The 17,505-nt window shown below is 64.7% G+C and carries 15 protein-coding genes; all 15 read right to left on the bottom strand.

Annotation, left to right across the window (positions count from 1 at the left end):
- Window positions 1-13: 13 nt before the first annotated feature.
- Window positions 14-4,504: a hypothetical protein gene (locus ACZLHH_RS18045; protein WP_478478686.1), complete on the bottom strand. Its 4,491-nt coding sequence runs from the start codon at window positions 4,502-4,504 to the stop codon at window positions 14-16.
- 6 nt (window positions 4,505-4,510) lie between these two features.
- Window positions 4,511-9,097: a tape measure protein gene (locus tag ACZLHH_RS18050; RefSeq protein WP_478478687.1), complete on the bottom strand. Its 4,587-nt coding sequence runs from the start codon at window positions 9,095-9,097 to the stop codon at window positions 4,511-4,513.
- A gap of 73 nt (window positions 9,098-9,170) precedes the next feature.
- Window positions 9,171-9,548, bottom strand: a complete 378-nt coding sequence (locus ACZLHH_RS18055) for a hypothetical protein (protein WP_107432117.1) — start codon at window positions 9,546-9,548, stop codon at window positions 9,171-9,173.
- A 7-nt stretch (window positions 9,549-9,555) separates the two neighbouring features.
- A complete protein-coding gene (locus tag ACZLHH_RS18060) occupies window positions 9,556-10,299 on the bottom strand; it encodes a hypothetical protein (protein WP_478478688.1) in 744 nt (247 codons plus the stop codon).
- Window positions 10,300-10,321: 22 nt separating this feature from the next.
- A complete protein-coding gene (locus tag ACZLHH_RS18065) occupies window positions 10,322-12,289 on the bottom strand; it encodes a hypothetical protein (RefSeq protein WP_478478689.1) in 1,968 nt (655 codons plus the stop codon).
- A gap of 2 nt (window positions 12,290-12,291) precedes the next feature.
- Complete coding sequence (locus ACZLHH_RS18070; protein WP_478478690.1) at window positions 12,292-12,507, bottom strand: hypothetical protein; 216 nt, start codon at window positions 12,505-12,507, stop codon at window positions 12,292-12,294.
- Window positions 12,508-12,584: 77 nt separating this feature from the next.
- Window positions 12,585-12,959, bottom strand: coding sequence for a hypothetical protein (locus tag ACZLHH_RS18075; protein ID WP_478478691.1), 375 nt, complete (start codon window positions 12,957-12,959; stop codon window positions 12,585-12,587).
- Between the two features lie 125 nt (window positions 12,960-13,084).
- On the bottom strand, window positions 13,085-13,558 hold the full coding sequence (locus ACZLHH_RS18080) for a phage tail tube protein (RefSeq protein ID WP_478478692.1): 474 nt from the start codon (window positions 13,556-13,558) through the stop codon (window positions 13,085-13,087).
- Window positions 13,559-13,636: 78 nt separating this feature from the next.
- Entirely contained in the window at window positions 13,637-13,999 is a 363-nt protein-coding gene (gp17, locus tag ACZLHH_RS18085) for a tail completion protein gp17 (RefSeq protein ID WP_478478693.1), read from the bottom strand.
- A complete protein-coding gene (locus tag ACZLHH_RS18090) occupies window positions 13,996-14,499 on the bottom strand; it encodes an HK97-gp10 family putative phage morphogenesis protein (protein WP_478478694.1) in 504 nt (167 codons plus the stop codon). The genes gp17 and ACZLHH_RS18090 overlap by 4 nt, the downstream gene beginning before the upstream one ends.
- Window positions 14,492-14,827: a phage head completion protein gene (locus ACZLHH_RS18095; protein WP_478478695.1), complete on the bottom strand. Its 336-nt coding sequence runs from the start codon at window positions 14,825-14,827 to the stop codon at window positions 14,492-14,494. Before ACZLHH_RS18095 ends, ACZLHH_RS18090 begins: the two co-directional genes overlap by 8 nt.
- Window positions 14,827-15,129: a head-tail connector protein gene (locus ACZLHH_RS18100; RefSeq protein ID WP_478478696.1), complete on the bottom strand. Its 303-nt coding sequence runs from the start codon at window positions 15,127-15,129 to the stop codon at window positions 14,827-14,829. The genes ACZLHH_RS18095 and ACZLHH_RS18100 overlap by 1 nt, the downstream gene beginning before the upstream one ends.
- Window positions 15,129-15,617, bottom strand: coding sequence for a hypothetical protein (locus tag ACZLHH_RS18105; RefSeq protein ID WP_478478697.1), 489 nt, complete (start codon window positions 15,615-15,617; stop codon window positions 15,129-15,131). Before ACZLHH_RS18105 ends, ACZLHH_RS18100 begins: the two co-directional genes overlap by 1 nt.
- Before the next feature lie 66 nt (window positions 15,618-15,683).
- Window positions 15,684-16,895 (bottom strand): phage major capsid protein, encoded by a 1,212-nt coding sequence (locus tag ACZLHH_RS18110; RefSeq protein WP_478478698.1) that lies wholly within the window; start codon window positions 16,893-16,895, stop codon window positions 15,684-15,686.
- Entirely contained in the window at window positions 16,892-17,464 is a 573-nt protein-coding gene (locus ACZLHH_RS18115; RefSeq protein ID WP_478478699.1) for an HK97 family phage prohead protease, read from the bottom strand. The genes ACZLHH_RS18110 and ACZLHH_RS18115 overlap by 4 nt, the downstream gene beginning before the upstream one ends.
- Window positions 17,465-17,505 lie beyond the last annotated feature (41 nt).

Here is a 17,505-nt window from a genome sequence, read left to right on the forward strand (position 1 = left end):
TCCCGCCTTTTCGCTATTGCCACCAGCCCATGCGCGTGGCCAGCTGCCCATTCGGGTAGAAGCAACGCCAGTGACCGTCGCTGTACTCGGTGCGCTGCCCCCCATTACCAGGGGCGGAGACACGGAACACATCGGCCACTACGTCGAACGACGAAATCGCACCGTTACTCGCCAGCTGGATGCCGCCGATCTTCCCGTCAGCACGAACGTTCACACCCCAGTTAGCGTTCGCTTCAAGGCCACCCGCGTTCCATGCAGGCGGGGCAGTCGCCCCCTCTGCCACCTGACTGAACATCGGCCGGAACATCCACCAGTACGGAGCCTGTAGGCCACCAACACCTCGCAGGAAGACACGAACTCGGGCGAAGGTAGCTTCTGGCGGTGCCTTTCCGAACACATAGGTTCGCGGAATGGCGTCCAAGCCCCACGACGCGTTGCCACCGTTCGCGGGGGACCAACCGCTGTAGGCGCTGCCCCGGTGGTTGCCACCACGATCATAGAATGCAATCTCGATCTGGCTATCACACCGATGCGTCTGAAGCCACACGCTGAAACAGTACGTGCGGTTTGGAAGTACGGCGGTGTCGTAGGTCGTGGATGTCGATGACACCTGACCGGCCGCCATGCCGCCCTTCGCTACTGCTCCTAGGCCAAACACACCCTGGGGGTTCCAGTCGCCGCCACCTGTCGGGTTGCCGAGTTCATTCCACCAATTGTCGGGGTTTGTCGTCCACTCCCAACCGTTCCTTGACCAGAACGGGAACGTGGAGTTCTGCAGAAGGTTGCCAGACTCTCCAAGGTTCTTGATGCTGGTTCCCATCTCCACCACCACAGCCGCATCGGCCTTTTCTCCCAGTGAGGTCTGGATGCCCGTGATCTGCTGTGCTTGCGCCGCCTGCGTTTGCCCCTGCTGCGTGACCTGGGTCTTCAGCTGGTTGAAGCCGCTGGCCGACACATCACCCACCTGCGTCTTCAGGCTCACCAGGTCCTGCGCAGTCGCGTCCAGCTTGCTGCCCTGCTGGTTAACCGCCGTGGTCAGCCCGGCCGTCGCCGAAGCATTGGCGCTGATCAGTAGCTCGTTGGTCACGTCGTAGAACTCGATGCGATCCACTAGCACCACAGCGGTTCCGGTTCCCCGGTTCGTTGCCCACACGTGGGACATTACTTCGGTGCGGTCATCACCAATGGGGTGTTCCAGGGCGAACCGCTGCCAGGCAGTTGTCAGAACGGGGGTCGTCTGGTCGTTGTTGCCCTCGCCCGCCACGCCTCCCGTGCGGACCCGGCACCGCGCCGTCAAGGAAATGGAACCCGACGTGGCGCGTGCCACGATGACGGTACGCATGCGCCGTCCTGTGCCCGCCCGCAGTGGAGACCAAGCGCCACGGTTAGCTCGCACCGCTGGGTTCGTCGCTCCCTCGACGTGGGTCATCTGGATAGCGGACCCTACCTGCCCCCCACCGCTTACCCATTCCACCGCCCCGTCAAGCGCGAACGGCTGTGCCGACCCGTCAAATGCGGAATTGGTGTTGATGTTGTCGCCACGGTTGAAGCTGGCGTTCACCGACGACGTGAGGCTCGTCAGCTGATCCGCCTGCGCGGTCGCCTTGTTCTCGGCGTTGACCATGCGGGTGGTCAGGCCGGAAACAGCGGACACGTTCTGCGACGTGACGTTGATCGCCTCCTGACCGCTCGGGCGATACTCCGTGGCAACCAACCCACGCTGGAACTGCACGTTGTCGATTTCGAGCCAGTACGACCCCGCCTGGTCTGCGAACTGCCGGCCAACGTAGACGCGAGCAAGCACCGCGTCACCACGAGAGCGGGCGGGCAGTATCAGCCGCTGCCACTGCCCGGTCATGGCCACTTCCGGCAAGGTCACCGTCCCGAGGACCGTTCCACCCGATGCGTTCATCCACTGAACGTAAAGCTGCGCCTTGGTTCCGACTGAGCCCCTTACCCAGCTGGACAGTGTGTAGTCAGTGGTCGGGTCGACCTTGACGTAGTTGGTGCCAGGACCGGCTCGGTTCAGGCCCACCCAGTCTTTGGCGTTGGCAGCGGTCCAATCGAGACGCACAGCCTTGCCGCCACCGGATAGCGGCGAATCGACGTAGGAGAAGGTCCCACCCACGTCACTGCGGATACGTTCCAGGTTCCAACCAGTTGGAGCCGCGGCGGCTGCCGGAGCGTCTTCCATGCTGCTGTTCCACAGCAGGTTGTCGCCGCCGATGCTGACGATCTGCCCCTCCAGCTTGGTGACGCTCGAGCCGGTGGCCTCGATCTTCCCTTCAGCTGTGGTGACACGTCCGCCGAGCTGCTGAAGCGCCGTGGTGTTCGCGGTGGTCCTGCCAGACACATCAGTCACGTCATTGCGTAGTGCTGTGATCAGCGCGGACTGGGAATCCACCGTCGACCCAAGCTGGGTCACGGTCGTGGTCAAACCCGAGAGTGCCGAGGCCGTGGCATTGATCGTTCCTTGCAACTCAGTACCGCTGGGCATCCAATTGGTTGCTATCTCTCCCTGCTGGAACATCACGTTGTCGATCGCGATAGCCAGCCACTGCCCTGCCGCAGTGCCGGCAGCACGGATGAAGATGCGCACGCTGACAGCATTGGCTGGCGCAGTGAACGTCCCGGTGTACCGCGTCATGACGTCGGTCAGGTCGACGATCGGAGCGTATTGCGCCGGCCCGATTCCTGCGTTGGCGCTATCCAACCACTGCACCAACAACTGAATTCGGCCGACGGTGGCAGTCATTCGGCATGCCCACGCCGACAGCGTGTACTTGGCCCCCGGCACGGGCTTCGGCCTGTTGGCAGTCGCCACTTCAACGCCGATGTACTGGCCGGCGGCTGTGAGGGCGTTGGTCGAACCGACCTGGATGGCCCGCGCAGATCCGGTCACTGCATAGGTTGCGCCATAGCTCACCGTCTGCGCGATGCTGTTGGACGCGAACCAGTCGGGAAGTGTGCTGTTCGGTAATTGGCTGGTTTCAAAACTGCTGTTCGGCAGCAGATTGTCCCCGCCGATGTTCTGGAGGGAGACGTTGATGCTGGTGATCGACTGCGCCAACGCGTTGGTGGTGGTGGCGGTAGCCTCCTGCAGCGCCGTCACCGATGCCGCAGTTGCCAGCGAACCGGCACCGGCCGGCATGCGGGCTTCCATCGTGCTGATGCGCTGCACCTGCGCCGAGTCCGCAGCCACACGGGCCTTCAGCTCCTCGTAGGCCAGCCCTGCAGTCAGCTGCAGCGGATCCGTTCCGGTGTAGTTGCCTCGCATCTGAACGGCCAGCGTGTTGCGCTGGAGAGCTTCGGCGGCGTCTGCGGTGATACGCGCCTGGGTTTCCTCCTGCACCAACGCCACCGACGCGCCAGGCTGCGGACGCCCGACGGCGATGTAATCGATCAGGTAGTAGTTGGCGACGGTCTGCGCCGACGCCAGCTGCAGGCGGATCGCATCAACCGTGGCCGGCCACCAGGCAATGTCCTGCACGTCCACGGTGGCCACGCCGTTCACGTCCCACGCCGGTTCTGGGATGGCTGCACGCTTCTGCGTATTCCATGCCTGGTCCGTGGCGGTGATCCACTGCAGGAACCCGCTCCACGTCGGCGAGCCAACGCGCTTCACGCGCAGCTTCACGAAGCGGTATGCGCTGCCGTCTACGGCCAAGGCCACCGGCGACTGCACCCACGGCGCGGTGGCATGGTTGGCGGGCCGCAGCCAGCCGTCCACGAGCGTCGGCGCGCCGTTGCCCGTCCACCCTTCAATGGTCTGATTGAACGGCCAGAGCTTGATGCTGTCGAACTGCGTCCCGCTGCCGGCCGCGACCTCCGACACCGCGCGCGCCAACGACTCATCGGCGCTCTGTCGCAACTGCTCCTCGCGGGTGATCGCCGCCTCGCGCGCCATCTTCTCGTTCAGGATGGCGTCGATCCGTGCCTGGGCCTCCGCACTGATCGCCTGCAAGGCCTCGGTCACGCCCTGCTGTCGCAGCAGCGCTTCCGCGACCAAATCCTGTGCCGCCTGCGCCAGCCCTGCAGCGCGTGCCGCCGCCTCGTCTGCGATCGCCTGGATGCGGGCACTGATCTCCGCCGTCAGCTTGGCCTGCTGCTCGGCCAGGTCCTTGGAGGTGGTGGGCGGAACAACGCCCACCACGGTTCCGGTGCCTGTCTTGCCGCGCACGGTCGGGGTGATCTGGAACCACCAGGTCTTGCCGCTACCGTCGCTATAGACGTACCGCGTCTCGGTGGTGCGGTGGATCTCCGTCCAGGGCCCATCCTGGCTCTCGCTGCGTGAGATGACGTAGACCACGCCCTCCAGATTGACGGCGTCCCATTCGAGCACGACGCCGTCTGCCACCGGCGTGGGGCTGACCCCGTTCGCCGGCGGCACGTCCGGCGCCTTGAAGGGCACCGGGAACCACGTGGAAAAGCGCGGTGTGACCGGAGACGCGGACGGCAGCCCGCCCACGCCGATTTCCACCAGCGTGAGTTTCCTTGCTTGCATTGCTGATTACCTCGCGTTGAGTGCTTCGCGCAGCGCTGAACTGCTGGCGTTGCGTACGCCCTGGGTAGTGGTAGAGACGAGCTGGCGGAGCAGCTGGTTCTGCTCGGCGAGCAGAGCGTTGCTCTGCTGTACGGCGGCGGTGGTTTGGGTCTGAGCGTCGTTGTTCACGACCAGATCGAACACGGCCCGGCTGAAGTTGTCCGGCAACGCCTCGATAGCGTCGGCCAGCGCCCCCATGCTGGTGCCGTCCTGCTGGTCCAGGTCGCCGACCTTCATGCCATCAATCAGGCCGGTCACGCGGCCGTACAGGCTGTTGAAGTCCTGCCCGCTGGCGTAGAGGTTCCGACCGAAGCCCAGCGCGGCCTGAGCGGCAGCCTGCGCGGCGCTGGTGTCGCCACCGGACACCGCCCGCTCCAGCTCCTTCATCGCCTCGCCCAGCTTCTCCTGGTCCGTCAGCGGCGAAAGATCGCTGATCGACAGGCCGTACTGCATGGCCTTCTTGTCCTTGTCGATCTGCGCCTGCAGCTTGCCCATGTTGGTGGCACGCAGCGCCTCGATCTTGGCCAGGTCTTCCGCGCGGGCGCCGGACAAGCCAAGCGCCTTGGCGTAGTCATTGGCCGACTTCACCTGCTGGCGATACGTGCGCTCGATCGACAACGCCTGCGACTGGTACTGCGTCAGGTTGGCCGTCATCAGCTGGGTGCTCACGTCGGCCATGAGGCTGGCGTAGTTGCCGAGCAGCCCGGTCACCTTCTGCACCTGGGTGGCCAAGTCCGTGCCAGCGACGCCGGCCAGGTCCTGGAAGTAGTCGACCGCCTTGTTGACCTTGTCGACCTCTAGCCCGTTGAGGGCTCGCCCCAGTTCGTCGGCATTGCCCACTGCCAGCGCGATCGATGCACTGAGCGCGGTGAACACGTCCGCCGACTCGAAGTAGCCGTCGAGTTGACCACCGAACCCAGCCGCCTTGACCGCCTCGGTATACAACCGATTAGTCATTTCGGCGAGGTAAGCCTCTAGCTGCGCCTTGGCCTCGGTGGAGTCCGCCGACAGCTGGAGCTTGCCCAGGTCTACTCGCACGCTGCCGAGCTTCTGGGTCAGGTCCACACCCAACTGCTTGGCCAGATCGGTCGCAGCACCACGCACCTGGCGCGCGGCCATATCGAATGTGCGATCGATGCCCGGATCCAGCGCGCCGAACTGCGTCCACTTCTTGTCGCTGCGGAACAGGCCACCCTTGGCCTTGATATCCGCATAGCTCTGGCCGTCGAACCCGCCGAAGCCGTAGCTGCCGGTGATGCCTTGGCCTGTGACCTTGGGCGCCTGTCGACCGAACAGCTTGGCGTGGATGCTGGAGCCAGACAGGATCGAAGCGACCTTGTCGTTGAAGCCCAGGGCACGGAACCCCTTGTCGGCCAAGCCGACAGCCCCGGCGGTGGCGATCTTGCCGGCCCAGCTCTCCCCATTGGCGATGTTCCAGCCTTGATCGAACAGCTGGGCGTTCTTCATCATGCCGGCCACGATCCAGCCGATGATCGGCACCGCCGCAGCTGCAGAGCCGGCCGCACCAGCCCCTGCACCGGCACCAGCGCCGGCGCTCCCGCCGCCGATCAGCCCCGAGAAGCTGGAACCGGTCATCCCGGCCATGCTGGTCACGTCGCCGAAGCCTGTCAGGGTTCCCGCCGCGGCACCTGCCGAACGACCGAAGCCGAACAGGCCCTGCCCCTTGGAGAGCAGGCCGGCCACCGTACTCAGGTTCTGACCTCCCGCCGCCGAGCCGTTGCCGCCGAACAACCCCATCAAGCTCTGCAGGTTCAGTCCGCCGCCCTGACCGCTCATCCCGTTGAGGATCTGCGTCTGGATCGGGATCACCAGCTTCTGCTGCAGGAACTCGCGAGCGAGATCGCGCAGGCCACGCTTGGCGGCGTCCTTCAGGTCGTCCCACAGGTTGTCGAAGTCGCGCAGGCCGCCCGCAACGAAGTCCGCCATGGCATCTGCGGCATCGCCGACGCCGTACACCAGCACGTTGGCCCATGCTTCTACGTTCGCTGCGGCCTCTTCCACCCGCAGCGACAGATTGGCCGAGGCGCGAGCCGCAGCAAGCATGGACTGCTCATACGCCTCATAGGAGGCGACACCCTTCCTCCTGGCCAGCTCCTCCTTGCTGCCTGCCGCCTCCACGGCCCTCTGCAGCTCCTGCCTCATGTCGCGCTCGTTCATCATCTGCCGGCGCGACAGCTCTCGCGCACGCCCGACCTTGCCGAGCATGGCCACCTCGGCGTCCATGGTCGCCAGCAGCGATTCCGGACTGGCCAGGGCCTTCTTGATCTCAGCGCTGGACTGCTCCAACGCCTTCTGCGACTCCAGCACGAGCGTGTTGTACGCGGCACGCTCGATGCGCCCTTCCTTGAGCGCTTCCTTCAGCTTGTCCTCGAGCTGCTTCTGGCGCTCGGTGGCCTCAGCCAGCGGGCCAGCCATGGTCGCGGCAGCCATCGCCGCCTGCTCGCCGTAGCGCTTGATTGCCTCCGCGTCGGCTTTGCGGTCCTTCGCTCCCGCACGCTCTGCGGCCGACGAAGCCTTGCGCGATTCGGTGAAGTTCTTCTGCGCCGCGGCCAGCTCGGTCTGCAGCCGGATGTACTGGGCGCCTTGTTCAAGGTACTGCTTGACCTTCGGGTCGTCGCGCTTGGAGAAGTCGACGCCGCTGGCTTGGGCCTCCTTGAACCAGTCGCCCACGTCCAGCTTTGCCACCTCTGCCGCGCTCTTGCCAACGCGCGCCAGCTGGCCAGGCAGCGACTGCATCGCCGACGCGATCCGCTTCCCAGCAGCGCCGGCCGAGTCCCCCAGTGCATTGAAGGAGCCCGACAGCGCGTCGGTGGCACCCTTCGCTTGAGTGCTGCTGCCAGTGAACGCATCCAAGATCGCCCGCTTGCGATCGACCTCCCTACCGGCAGTCGCAGCGGCGGCGGTCTCTTCCGTGAGGCTCTTGGCCACCGTAGCGGCAGCGGGCGAGCCAGCAATCATCGCCCGCCATGCTGCCTCCAATCCGCTGGAGAATTCATCGGCGCCAATCTTTCCAGCCTTGAAGGCAGCGTCGATCCGTTGGGTTTCTTGAATGAACTCGGATGCCTGGCTCGCTGTAGCGAAGTTCGTCGCCGCCGCCACCATCTCAGTGATCGAACCTGTGATGGTCCGATAGTTCTCATCGATCTCCTTCTGCAGGCGCAGAATTTCACCGGCCTGCATCTGGGCGTTGAGGGTCTTGAACTTCTCGATGGCGGTGTCAGCTGCACCACCGAAATCGATCAGCGCGGCCGATGCTATCGCGGTGTTGTCGCGGAAGATCAGCCACCCGGCTGCGGCGGTGGCCAGCATCGTGACGATACCGGCCGGGCCTCCAAGCATCGCGAGCGTCGAAGCTCCAGCGCGCGCCACCCATCCGGCATTTGCGGCAGCGGCCTGTCCTTGTGCTTGAGCAAGCAGGAGGACGGCCTGCCGATGCTCCAGGGTCGCGGCAGCTGCCTTGGAACTGACAGACACGCTTCCGCCGATCGCAGCGGCGCGCCGCACCTCCGCCTGAGCATCAAGCATTGCTGCGCGGGTCCGTAGCTCAAGCTGCTGCGCCGCGGCGACGTTCTGCGCGGCTGCGGCCCGATCTGCTGCCATTCCAGCGTTAGCTGCAGCTACCCTCGCCAGTAGGGCCTTCAGTAGTGGGCCAGATGCCACGGCAGCGCCAGCAACCGCTACCATTTCCAAGTTGCTGGCAAGCGCCCCAATGCCCGCAGAAAGCGCTTGGGAAGCCCCCGTTGCCTCATCTGCCCTGCCGATCATCTCAGTCAGGTTGGTATTTAGGTTGGTGATCGACTGCGAGACACGGACTTGCATCTTCCCGAACGAGTCATCAACGCCGTCAGACATTTTCAGCAGAGCGTTGACGATCTGATCGGCTGCGACACCGCCATCCACCACGAACTTGCGGAGACTGCCGCGGGCGATGCCCATTCCGTCTTCAATGGTCTGCACCAGCTTGGATGCGCCATCGACCATCGAGTTGAACTCTTCGGCGCGCAACGTACCTGCCGCCAGGGCCTGGCCAAACTGAGTAAGCGCGCCCTCCGACGCAGCTGCGCTACTACCCGACATGGCAATCGTCTTGTTCACCGTCTCCACGATCCGCGCTGTCTGCGCGCCCGTTACGCCGAGTCGATCCTGAACCATTGCCAGGTTCTGATAGAGACTCGCGGTGGCGTCCAACGGCTGATATGTCGCTTTGGCGATCCGGACCACATCCTGCTGGGCCGCAACAAACTCGGCCTGCGAGGCGGTGACCAGGCGAATGCGGTTGCTCATCCCGGTCCATTCGTCAGCCCGGCCGATTGTCGCCTTGACTGCCGCCAGAGCCGAGCCCATCCCGACCGCCTCAAGCGTCACGCGACGGAACCCTGCCGCCACGTCATCGGCACCACGTCGCGCTGCCTCAGACATCGCCGACTGAATGCTCGACATGTCCCGTTGCACTACTCGGGCCGCTTTGCCGCTGTCCCGCTCGAACGATCCGGACTTCAACAGAAGGTCGACAGTGAGGGTGTACAGGCTCATGGTTTCATCCATAAAAAAGGCCCGCACTGGGCGGGCCTTGGGCTACAGGTTTTCCGGGCTTTGCGCCCGATCTCTACTCAACTTCGACTTTCTTCCCAATTCGCTCAAGCCAGCAGAGGGCGGTCCCCAGTCGGTAAACGGCCCATGACATGGCCAGCGCCCACCCGGTGCTCAGCACCACCGCGAACACGTTGAGCAGGTTCCAGTCGTGGGAAACCCCGCCCCACGACGTAACGCGGGGCACACGTCCAAAGGCGAACACGCCAACCACTCCCGCAACCAGCGACAGCAGCACCATCAATCGGCCCACGTCCTCCAGCCCAGATCCAGCCTTGGCTGGCAGCTTTTCTGGCCGGGGATCCCCCTCCGGTACATCGACTTTGCTCGTGTGTTCAATCATTGCCGCTCCCTGCTCGTTGAGATCGGGATTGTGCCAGCGGGCAACCTGCACAACAAAATCAGGCCGGGATTTCCTCAAACTCCATGTATCCCGAGAAGTACTGCCGGCTGATGTTCTCGGCACTGGGTAGCTGGGTCGGAAAGCCATAGAGAGCGGACCGCGCCGCCAGTGCTGGATCAAACGCCTTCGTGACCATATCCCGGTACTGGGTCACTACACAGGAGCGCCGCCGGCCCGAGAGTGCGGCCCCGATCGTCTCCCAATCCATGCCGCCGAGACCGTTGCCGCGCACAACCGGCGTGGAGCGGCCCGACAGCGTGCAAGTCAGGCGGCGGTACAGCGCCCCGGAAACCGTATTGACCTGGCCGCCCTTGGTTCTGGCATGAACGCTGGCGTCGATCGCGGCCACGGCCCAGCCGTCCTTGATACCAACGTCCACCGCCCGGAAGATCGCAATCTCGCCCACGTCCACGTTGGTGGCGGTGGTGGCGATCTCCACGGACACCACCGAGACCAAGGCGCTGGCCTGCGGGAACAGCCAGGCGCAGACGCTGCCGTCGGGCAGACGCACAGTGGTCCCGGTCGCGCCGGCAGCGCTGACCTGTACACCCGGCGGAATGTTGAGGCCGAGAATCGCGATGATCCCCGGGACGACAGCGTCGGCCAGGGTGATCGTGATCGCCAGCGAGCTTGTGCGCCGGATCCGAGAGGCCCTGCCTGGCTTCCCGTCGAAGAGCGCCGAGCCCTGATCCGCACTCAACCACGTGCCACCGGTCAGGGTCACTGTCGTGACTGCCGGCATGCCATATCCAATCAACACGTCATCATCCCCACACCGTCAGCACCACGTCCCCCGTGGCAGGGTTGCGTTCTACCCGACGCACCAGCACCGGCTTGCCGTCCTCAAGGCCGTAGCGACCGTAGGTAAGCCGACCGATCTGCCCGGGCAGTGGCGCCAGATCCTGATCACCACGGACCGCGAGCTGGTAGAAGTGGCGCTGCACCTGGTACATGGCCAGGACGCGCTCAATCTCCTGCTGCGCATCGGCCGCGTGCCAGAACAACGAGATGACCGGGTCCGCAGCCTCTGCCCGCTGGTAGTGGGCGTGCAGCGGACCAGCACCATACACCTGCCCCCGATAGAGGCCGGTCAGCTCATCGCGCCGGGACTGAGGCACGTCGACAACGTCGGTGACCAGGTCCGATGCGCCCAGCGCCTGGCCGTTGGGCCGGTAGGCCATGCGTCGGGTCAGGTTGGGGGCGTCATCGGGCACCATGACCAGATCAGCCGCCAGATCATCCTCCGACAGGTCGAAGGCGAACGCACCGGCATGTGTCTCGGGCGCGGTCACGCGGACAAAGCGCAACACGCCAGCAGGATCCTGGTAGCAGCCGGCGCCGTAGCTCGGCAGGAGGGAATTCAGCGCCGCGCGGCCGGTGATGGCTGTTCCTGCGTAATAGCCGATGCCCATGTAGCCCGTGGCTTGGTCGATCACCGCACAGTCGCTGGCCGACCACGCCGCTCGGCCCAACCGGGCCATCACATCACCCACCGCCTGCTCCAGCCGTGCCGGCATCATGCCCGCGCCGATGCTGGAGGCGTCAACCACCACCGGCGTCACCGGTGGCGACTTCAGCAGCAGCTGTTGCCCGTCCGGCGCCTCGTTGTAGGTGTTGATCTCCATCAGGTCGCCGCGGTCCATCACCGCATTGACGTAGACCCGGCTGTCAGCGACGAACATCGATGTTGCGTCCGAATTGGCGCCCATGGCCGGGATGCTGGCCACTGCGCCAATAACCACCGGCTGGGGCTTCCACGCCAGTGACGCGACATTCGGCAGGAACACGCCCCGGTTGATCGTCTCGTCCAGGTAGTCGTGCGCATCGCGCAGGTGCAGCGTCTTGGTGCCATCATCATTGATCTCGATCTGTTCGATCGCGCAACGGAAAGCTGGGACCGCGTCGGCCCGCATGCCGCTCTCGGGTGCCAGCAGGATCTGCACCGAACTGCCAGAGGCACCGGTGCCCGCCAACCCGTCCAGCAAACCTTCCGCGTCGACCACGACGCACTCGGCGGCCGCTGCCTGCGACACCGGATCACCGCCCCACGGCCAGAACGCCAACTCCTGGATCAGGTTGACGCCTTCGGCCACGAGACCCTCGTAGCGAGCGTTCGCCGGGCTGTCGCCGGGGGCTGACAGCCAGTCCACGTCCGCCAGCCGGGTCGGGTTGACGGATGCAGAGGGCAACCGCCAGCCTGCAGCTGCTGCCTCGCTTCGCGGCCCCCACTGGCCGGCGTTGACAGCCAGGCAGAGCCCGCCAGCCTTCGAAGCTCCCAGCGAAGCGGCGAAGAACAGTGGCCCGGACAGCTGCAGCTCGCGCACCAGGATCTGCGCGCCGTTGAGGTAAAGCCGGATCTGGCGCGGTGCCCCGAAGGCCACCTGGAGCCCGACAATGTCGCCATGGGTAGCCACCGGCAGGCCAGTGGCGATCGCACCGCCCGCCTGTAGCAGGCGCCCGGCGGCGAGGTCCCAGCCGATGCTGGCGAGGTCCGCACCCAGCGCCTTGTTCAGCGCTGCCGGGCCAGTGGCGAAGCCTACGAGTGCTGCAACGGCGTCATCACCCCACACGGCAAACTCCACGCCCACCGTCCCGGCATCAAGGCTGAAGTCGGAACGCGCGTGACTGGCCAGCGTGGTGGCGCCAGTGGTGGCCAAGGTAAGCCCGCCATCTCGCGCAGCGAGTACCGGGCCAATGGGCGTGGCGGCGAACCGCCCGAAAGTGTCGGTCATGGTCATCCCAGTCCGTCGAACCAGTCCTGCGCCTCGTCCTCATCGGAGCGGGGCAAGAGGGCGTCGAGGAAGTGCTGAAAGGAGCGCTTGGTCCCACCCTGGCTGTGCAAGGCGGTGATGTACGCGGCGAAGGCGGCGGGCTTGATGTGCAGGCTCACGGGGTCGATGGGGTTCCGCTTGTGGAACTCCCACCATTCCAGGAACTCGCGACGCGACATGGTGGCCCGCAAGTCCAACACCGTCCGGTGCAGGTGACCGGCGAGGACCTTCCAGAACCAGTCCTCGCCGCGCTGCCTTAGCCGTTTCCCGCGTCGGCCTGCGCCTGGGCGGCGGCGTCGCCGAACCCGGAGTGCTTCATTGCCACGCGCTGCAGCTCCGCGGCCACCAGCGGCTTGAGCTGGGCGGCCTGCGTCACGTTCATGACCGGCTTGCCGTCCTCGTCGCAGATGGTGGCCGCGATCAGCTTTGCACGGTCGCCCTCACCCCACAGCTTGCGGAACTCCGCATCCGGCAGCTCGCGCACGTGGAACTGTGCCTTGGCGCCGTTCGGCAGGGTGATTGTGTCAGCGTGCACGTCCTTGGACGCGAACATGCCCAGGTCAGTGAACGACTGCAGGATGCTCACGGGCTGCTGCGGCTGGGTTTCGGTGGTTTCGTTGGTCTTGCTCATTGGCCGTTTCCTTCAGTGGCGACAGGGCGCGCGGGCCGCGCACGGCTAACACGCGGAGGATCCGCGCGCCCTGTCAGAGAGATGGCCCGCCGGAGCGGGCCGGGGTGTGCGCCGTTGCCGCAGCCTTACGGCGTCGGGCGGTGCGTGGTGACGGCGCCGGAGCCGCGGATGGTCATCGTTGCCTTCCACACATCGTTGTCGGCCACCGTCACCGCGAAGTTCTGCACGAAGCCATTGAACTGCTTCGACACAACCGTCGTCGGCGGGGTGATGACACCATCGACCGCCACCGGCTTGGCCGCACCCGCCGTTTCGCTGGCCGGCGCGGTGACCAGGAAGTTGACGACCGCGCCAGTGCGGTGCAGTTCCTCCAGCGCCTCGGAATCGACGGAGTCATAGATCACCTCGATGCTCGTGCTGCCGGTCGCCTTGCGGCCAGCGACGAACTGATCCCAGTCGTCATCGAAGTCCGAGATGTCGATTTCCGACGCCTGGCCATCAGGGAAGCCGACCGAACGGACACGGGTCACCTTGATGACCTCTGCCGCGCCGATGGCGATGAACAGCTGAGTGTGCTTCGACTTGAGTACCTGTCCCATAGGGGTTTCCTTGCGTTGTGCCCGTCGCCGGGCATGAAAAAGGCCCCTCGCGGGGCCGGTGGGTTGCCGTTGTGTGGATCAGCGCAGCTGCAGCAGCCGCACGTCGAATGAAATGCCTATCGCATCCGTGCCGTCGCTGTCTGGCGTTGGGTTGTACGACTCGATGCTGCCCACGCGCTCCACCACATCGCGGATAGCGACGGCAACGCCGTTGGCTTGGCTCAGGACCCCGCCCCATACGGTCATGCGGACCCGCCAGCCGTCAGCCGGCGGCGGATCGGACAGCATCGCGGTTGGCGAGCCGTTGACCACCTCCCAGGTTGCGTACGGGAGCGGCGTGTTCTGAGGCGCGCTGCCCAGGAACAGGCGGACGGGGTCGCCGAGCTGCTGCCGGACGGTCGGATCGCCTTCCAGCAGCGATTGGATCAGGGGAACCATCATCGCCAGCCATCCTTCTTCAGCTGCTTATCCAGCGCCGCCCAGGTCTCATCGATGACCACCTGAGCTGCTTCCGGACCTTTGGCCTCACCGGCGGGCGTGAGAAATGGAGATGCCCGCATCTTCTTGGTGCCGAACTCCACGAACCGCCAGTAGTAGGCCCAGCCTCGATCGACATAGGTTTTACCGGTTCGCCCACTCCGTTGATTGCGCTTGGTGTTGGCGTACTTGCGCCGGCGTCCAGTCTTCACGCCCACGGTGAAGTACTCGCCGCCTTGACCTACCCCTGCACGCTGCCGGCCCTTGGCGCTGGCTCTGCGCGTCACGATCTGCGAGGCCATGAATCCGGACGCCTTGGGCGCCCTACGCCTGGCGTCGTCCCGAATGACGTTGCCACCCTTGCGCATGCCGGCCTGCACCGCCCTTCCCTGGATCGCCTTGGGGACCTCCCGCAGCGAGCGCAACAGGCCATCCAGCCCCTGAATTGACACTTGCTCAGCCATTGCTCAACCCCGCTACGGCGATGATCGCCATCTCACTACCGTCGTTGCTCGGCGCAATGCTCTTGATCGCGTAGGGCTTGCCCCGCTCGACAATGCGCCAGGTAGGCTCAACATGACGCGGGAGCAAGTCCCACCGGACCTGCTCGCGGTATCGTTCGGCCCCTGCGGCGATCGCCTCTGCCGTTGCGCTGAGCTGATTGGTCTTCTTTGCCCACGCCTCGGCAACGAACTGCCATTCTTTCTTGGGCGGGCCTCCAAGCGGATCACGGACGTCGACTGCGCGCTCGAATCGGATCAGGTGACGACGCTGCCCTGCTGAAGTAGCCATCAGAATCGCTTCCTGTACCAAAGCAGTCGTGACACACCGAGGGCAATTTCCGAGGTCAGTTCACCCAGGGCACTGCGGTTCTCCGCCCAGCTGCCGACCATCAACAGAACTGCTTGATGCACGTCCGCCGTCAGCGCCATCTCCTCTTCACTGGATGGTTCACCCTCAACCAGGCGACGATCACAGTGCATCTGCACGTGGACGAGGGCAGCATCAACGTACGACTGCAGCAAAGCGTCGGTGATCTCGTCCACGACGCGGCACTGCTCACGCACGAGCGCAAGGTTGAGGGTGATTGCCATTACGCGGGATCCTCGTTCTTCTTGACTTCAGCCAGTGCAGCGGCCAGTCGAGCAGCGCCCCAGCGGCGGTCGAACTCGACGCCAGCTGCTTCGAGCTGCTGGATAAGCAGCGCCCGCTCATCGGCGCCGCCTTGGTCCGTAGGGGCCGGGCTTCCTGCTGCCGCATCGGCAGCCGGGTCGGCCGGACCAGCATCGCCGGATGCATCACCATCGGCTGACTGGGTGCCTGCAGCGTCGGTCGGTCCGCCAGTGTTGGTTGTTTCGCCAACAGCGCCGTTCTCGACCGCCTTCAGTTCGTTGGGCTTGGCCGGCTTCGTTTCTTGGGGTGCGGCACCTTCGTGGATCGGCTCCACCAGGCCCTTGCCGACCAGCGCGTGGCCGTATTCCGGATCCACGTCTTCGAACACTTGACCTGCCTTCACATCGGCACACTCCGCATTGAGCTTCGGGGCGTCGCCGCGGAAGCCCCATTTGGCTTTGATCTTCATGTTTCTGCTCCGTATCGAAAGAGAGAGGCCGGCACGTGGCCGGCCTCGTTCGGGATCAGCTCGCTATCACGCCTGCGGCTTGAAGCGGCCCTTCACGAATGCCTCGACGCGGCGCTTGGCCAAGCCCAGGCGCTCTTCCACCAGCAGCACACGCTGGTTCTTGACGAAGTCGTCGTTGATCATGCCGACCTTGAACAGGAAGCTCATGCGGTCGTAGATAGTGGCACCGCGCTGGAAGTTGGCCACCAGGAACTCGCCACCGGTGGTGGTGCCGTCGCCTTCGTCCATGCTGTCCGAGGCAACCACCGGGCGGCCCCACAGGATCGGGGTCACGAAGCCCTGCAGGTTGGCGAACAGGTAGCGGTTCTGGCTGTCCTTCTCCAACTCGATGTTCATCCAGTCCAGCTCGGTCATCACCGTGGCATCGGCCGACAGCTTCGACTGCTTGCGCACCTGGTAGATCGCGCGGCGGACCGTGTCGATCGAGGTGTCGCTGGTCTTGGACAGATCGTCATCGAACAGTGTGGCGTCGGTCATCAGGCCCGGCAGATTGTTGCCCAGGCCGTCGCCCTTCAGGATCTGGACTTCTTCTTCCAGCTTCAGGTCGTAGCGCAACAGCTGCTGCAGGTAGCCGTACATCTGCGGCACGTCGTCCAGCGCTTCGTCGGTGACCGGGATCCAGACCGCCAGCTTCTTCACCAGATCGGTTTTCTGCTCGAAGGCGACGTTGCTCTGCGGCTTGGTCCCGCCTTCGCCGACCGGGCCAGCGCCGCGGCTATGCAGCTTCTCGCGGAAGTAGGTGTAGCTCTGGCCGGTGACGGAGATCGACGGGATCAGGTCGCGGATGCGCAGTTCCTGACGGATGCCCGGCTGGATCGTCGGGTCGAAATTCGGCACGACGATGCCTGCGCTGGTGACCGCCTTGGTCTCCTGCATGGACGCCAGTTCGTCCTTCTTGATCTCGATCTCAGCGGCAGACTTCTCGCGGCCGATCAGCGACTTGTACTCGTCGTTGCCCTTGATGAAGTCGATGAAGCCCTTCTTCGTGCCGGGCTGGTTGCCCAGGCCGATGCCCTTTTCTTCCAGCTTCAGGACCTTGTCGACCACCTTCTGAATTTCATCGGTGGCGGTCTGGATCTGCTTCTTCAGATCGGTGGTGACCTGGTTGCCCTTTTCGATCTCGGCCGAGGCGCTGTCGTACTTCTGCTGCAGGCCGGCAAAGCCATCCTTCAGCTGCTTTTCCAGGCCATCACGGATATCGCTGATGTTCTCGCTCATTGGTTCATACCTTTGAAAATGGATTCGATGGATGTGCCGAGTTGCTTCAGCTGCTTCACGGTCTCCGTGTCCCCAATGCCACCGTCACGGTGGATTGCGGGAAAGCCGAGCGAGGCGACGGCCGCCGCCTCTTTCTGGGACAGCCCCATGCGTTCGCGCAGGGCCGATTCGAAGGCGCGAACGTCGGACTTGACGCTCATCACCTGTGCTTCCGGGTTCATGCCGAAGGGGACGACCGATGCCTCCCACAATTCGGCCTTCTTGATGACGCGCACCCGCCGCCCTTCGCGGTTCTCGATCGCGTCCTCCAACGTGTTGAAGCCGACTGACATTTCGTCCAAGGTGCCGGCCTTCATCAGCTCGTAGGCGTCCTTGGCGTAGCTGACGTTGAGATTGACCTTGCCCTTCAGGTGCAGGCCGTTGTCGTCCTGCTTGAACTGGGCATCGCCGATCAGACGGGTCAGGTTGTGGTACAGCGCCAGGCGTAGTCGGCCAGTCCGGGTCGTCTTCACCTTGACGAAGGCGCCCGGCAGGATCAGGTCCTCACCGAGATCCACGTTGTTGAACACCGAGGCATAGCCTTCGAAGTTGCCGGCATCGTCTGCCGCCT

The organism is Stenotrophomonas sp. 28608_Sma (assembly GCF_056486185.1).

Bases quoted from the DNA above. Each gene is read 5' to 3' on its own strand.
- ACZLHH_RS18045 (WP_478478686.1), bottom strand. From the start codon at position 4,504: ATGCAAGCAAGGAAACTCACGCTGGTGGAAATCGGCGTGGGCGGGCTG.
- ACZLHH_RS18050 (WP_478478687.1), bottom strand. From the start codon at position 9,097: ATGAGCCTGTACACCCTCACTGTCGACCTTCTGTTGAAGTCCGGATCG.
- ACZLHH_RS18060 (WP_478478688.1), bottom strand. From the start codon at position 10,299: ATGCCGGCAGTCACGACAGTGACCCTGACCGGTGGCACGTGGTTGAGT.
- ACZLHH_RS18065 (WP_478478689.1), bottom strand. From the start codon at position 12,289: ATGACCGACACTTTCGGGCGGTTCGCCGCCACGCCCATTGGCCCGGTA.
- ACZLHH_RS18070 (WP_478478690.1), bottom strand. From the start codon at position 12,507: ATGTCGCGTCGCGAGTTCCTGGAATGGTGGGAGTTCCACAAGCGGAAC.
- ACZLHH_RS18075 (WP_478478691.1), bottom strand. From the start codon at position 12,959: ATGAGCAAGACCAACGAAACCACCGAAACCCAGCCGCAGCAGCCCGTG.
- ACZLHH_RS18080 (WP_478478692.1), bottom strand. From the start codon at position 13,558: ATGGGACAGGTACTCAAGTCGAAGCACACTCAGCTGTTCATCGCCATC.
- gp17 (WP_478478693.1), bottom strand. From the start codon at position 13,999: ATGATGGTTCCCCTGATCCAATCGCTGCTGGAAGGCGATCCGACCGTC.
- ACZLHH_RS18090 (WP_478478694.1), bottom strand. From the start codon at position 14,499: ATGGCTGAGCAAGTGTCAATTCAGGGGCTGGATGGCCTGTTGCGCTCG.
- ACZLHH_RS18095 (WP_478478695.1), bottom strand. From the start codon at position 14,827: ATGGCTACTTCAGCAGGGCAGCGTCGTCACCTGATCCGATTCGAGCGC.
- ACZLHH_RS18100 (WP_478478696.1), bottom strand. From the start codon at position 15,129: ATGGCAATCACCCTCAACCTTGCGCTCGTGCGTGAGCAGTGCCGCGTC.
- ACZLHH_RS18105 (WP_478478697.1), bottom strand. From the start codon at position 15,617: ATGAAGATCAAAGCCAAATGGGGCTTCCGCGGCGACGCCCCGAAGCTC.
- ACZLHH_RS18110 (WP_478478698.1), bottom strand. From the start codon at position 16,895: ATGAGCGAGAACATCAGCGATATCCGTGATGGCCTGGAAAAGCAGCTG.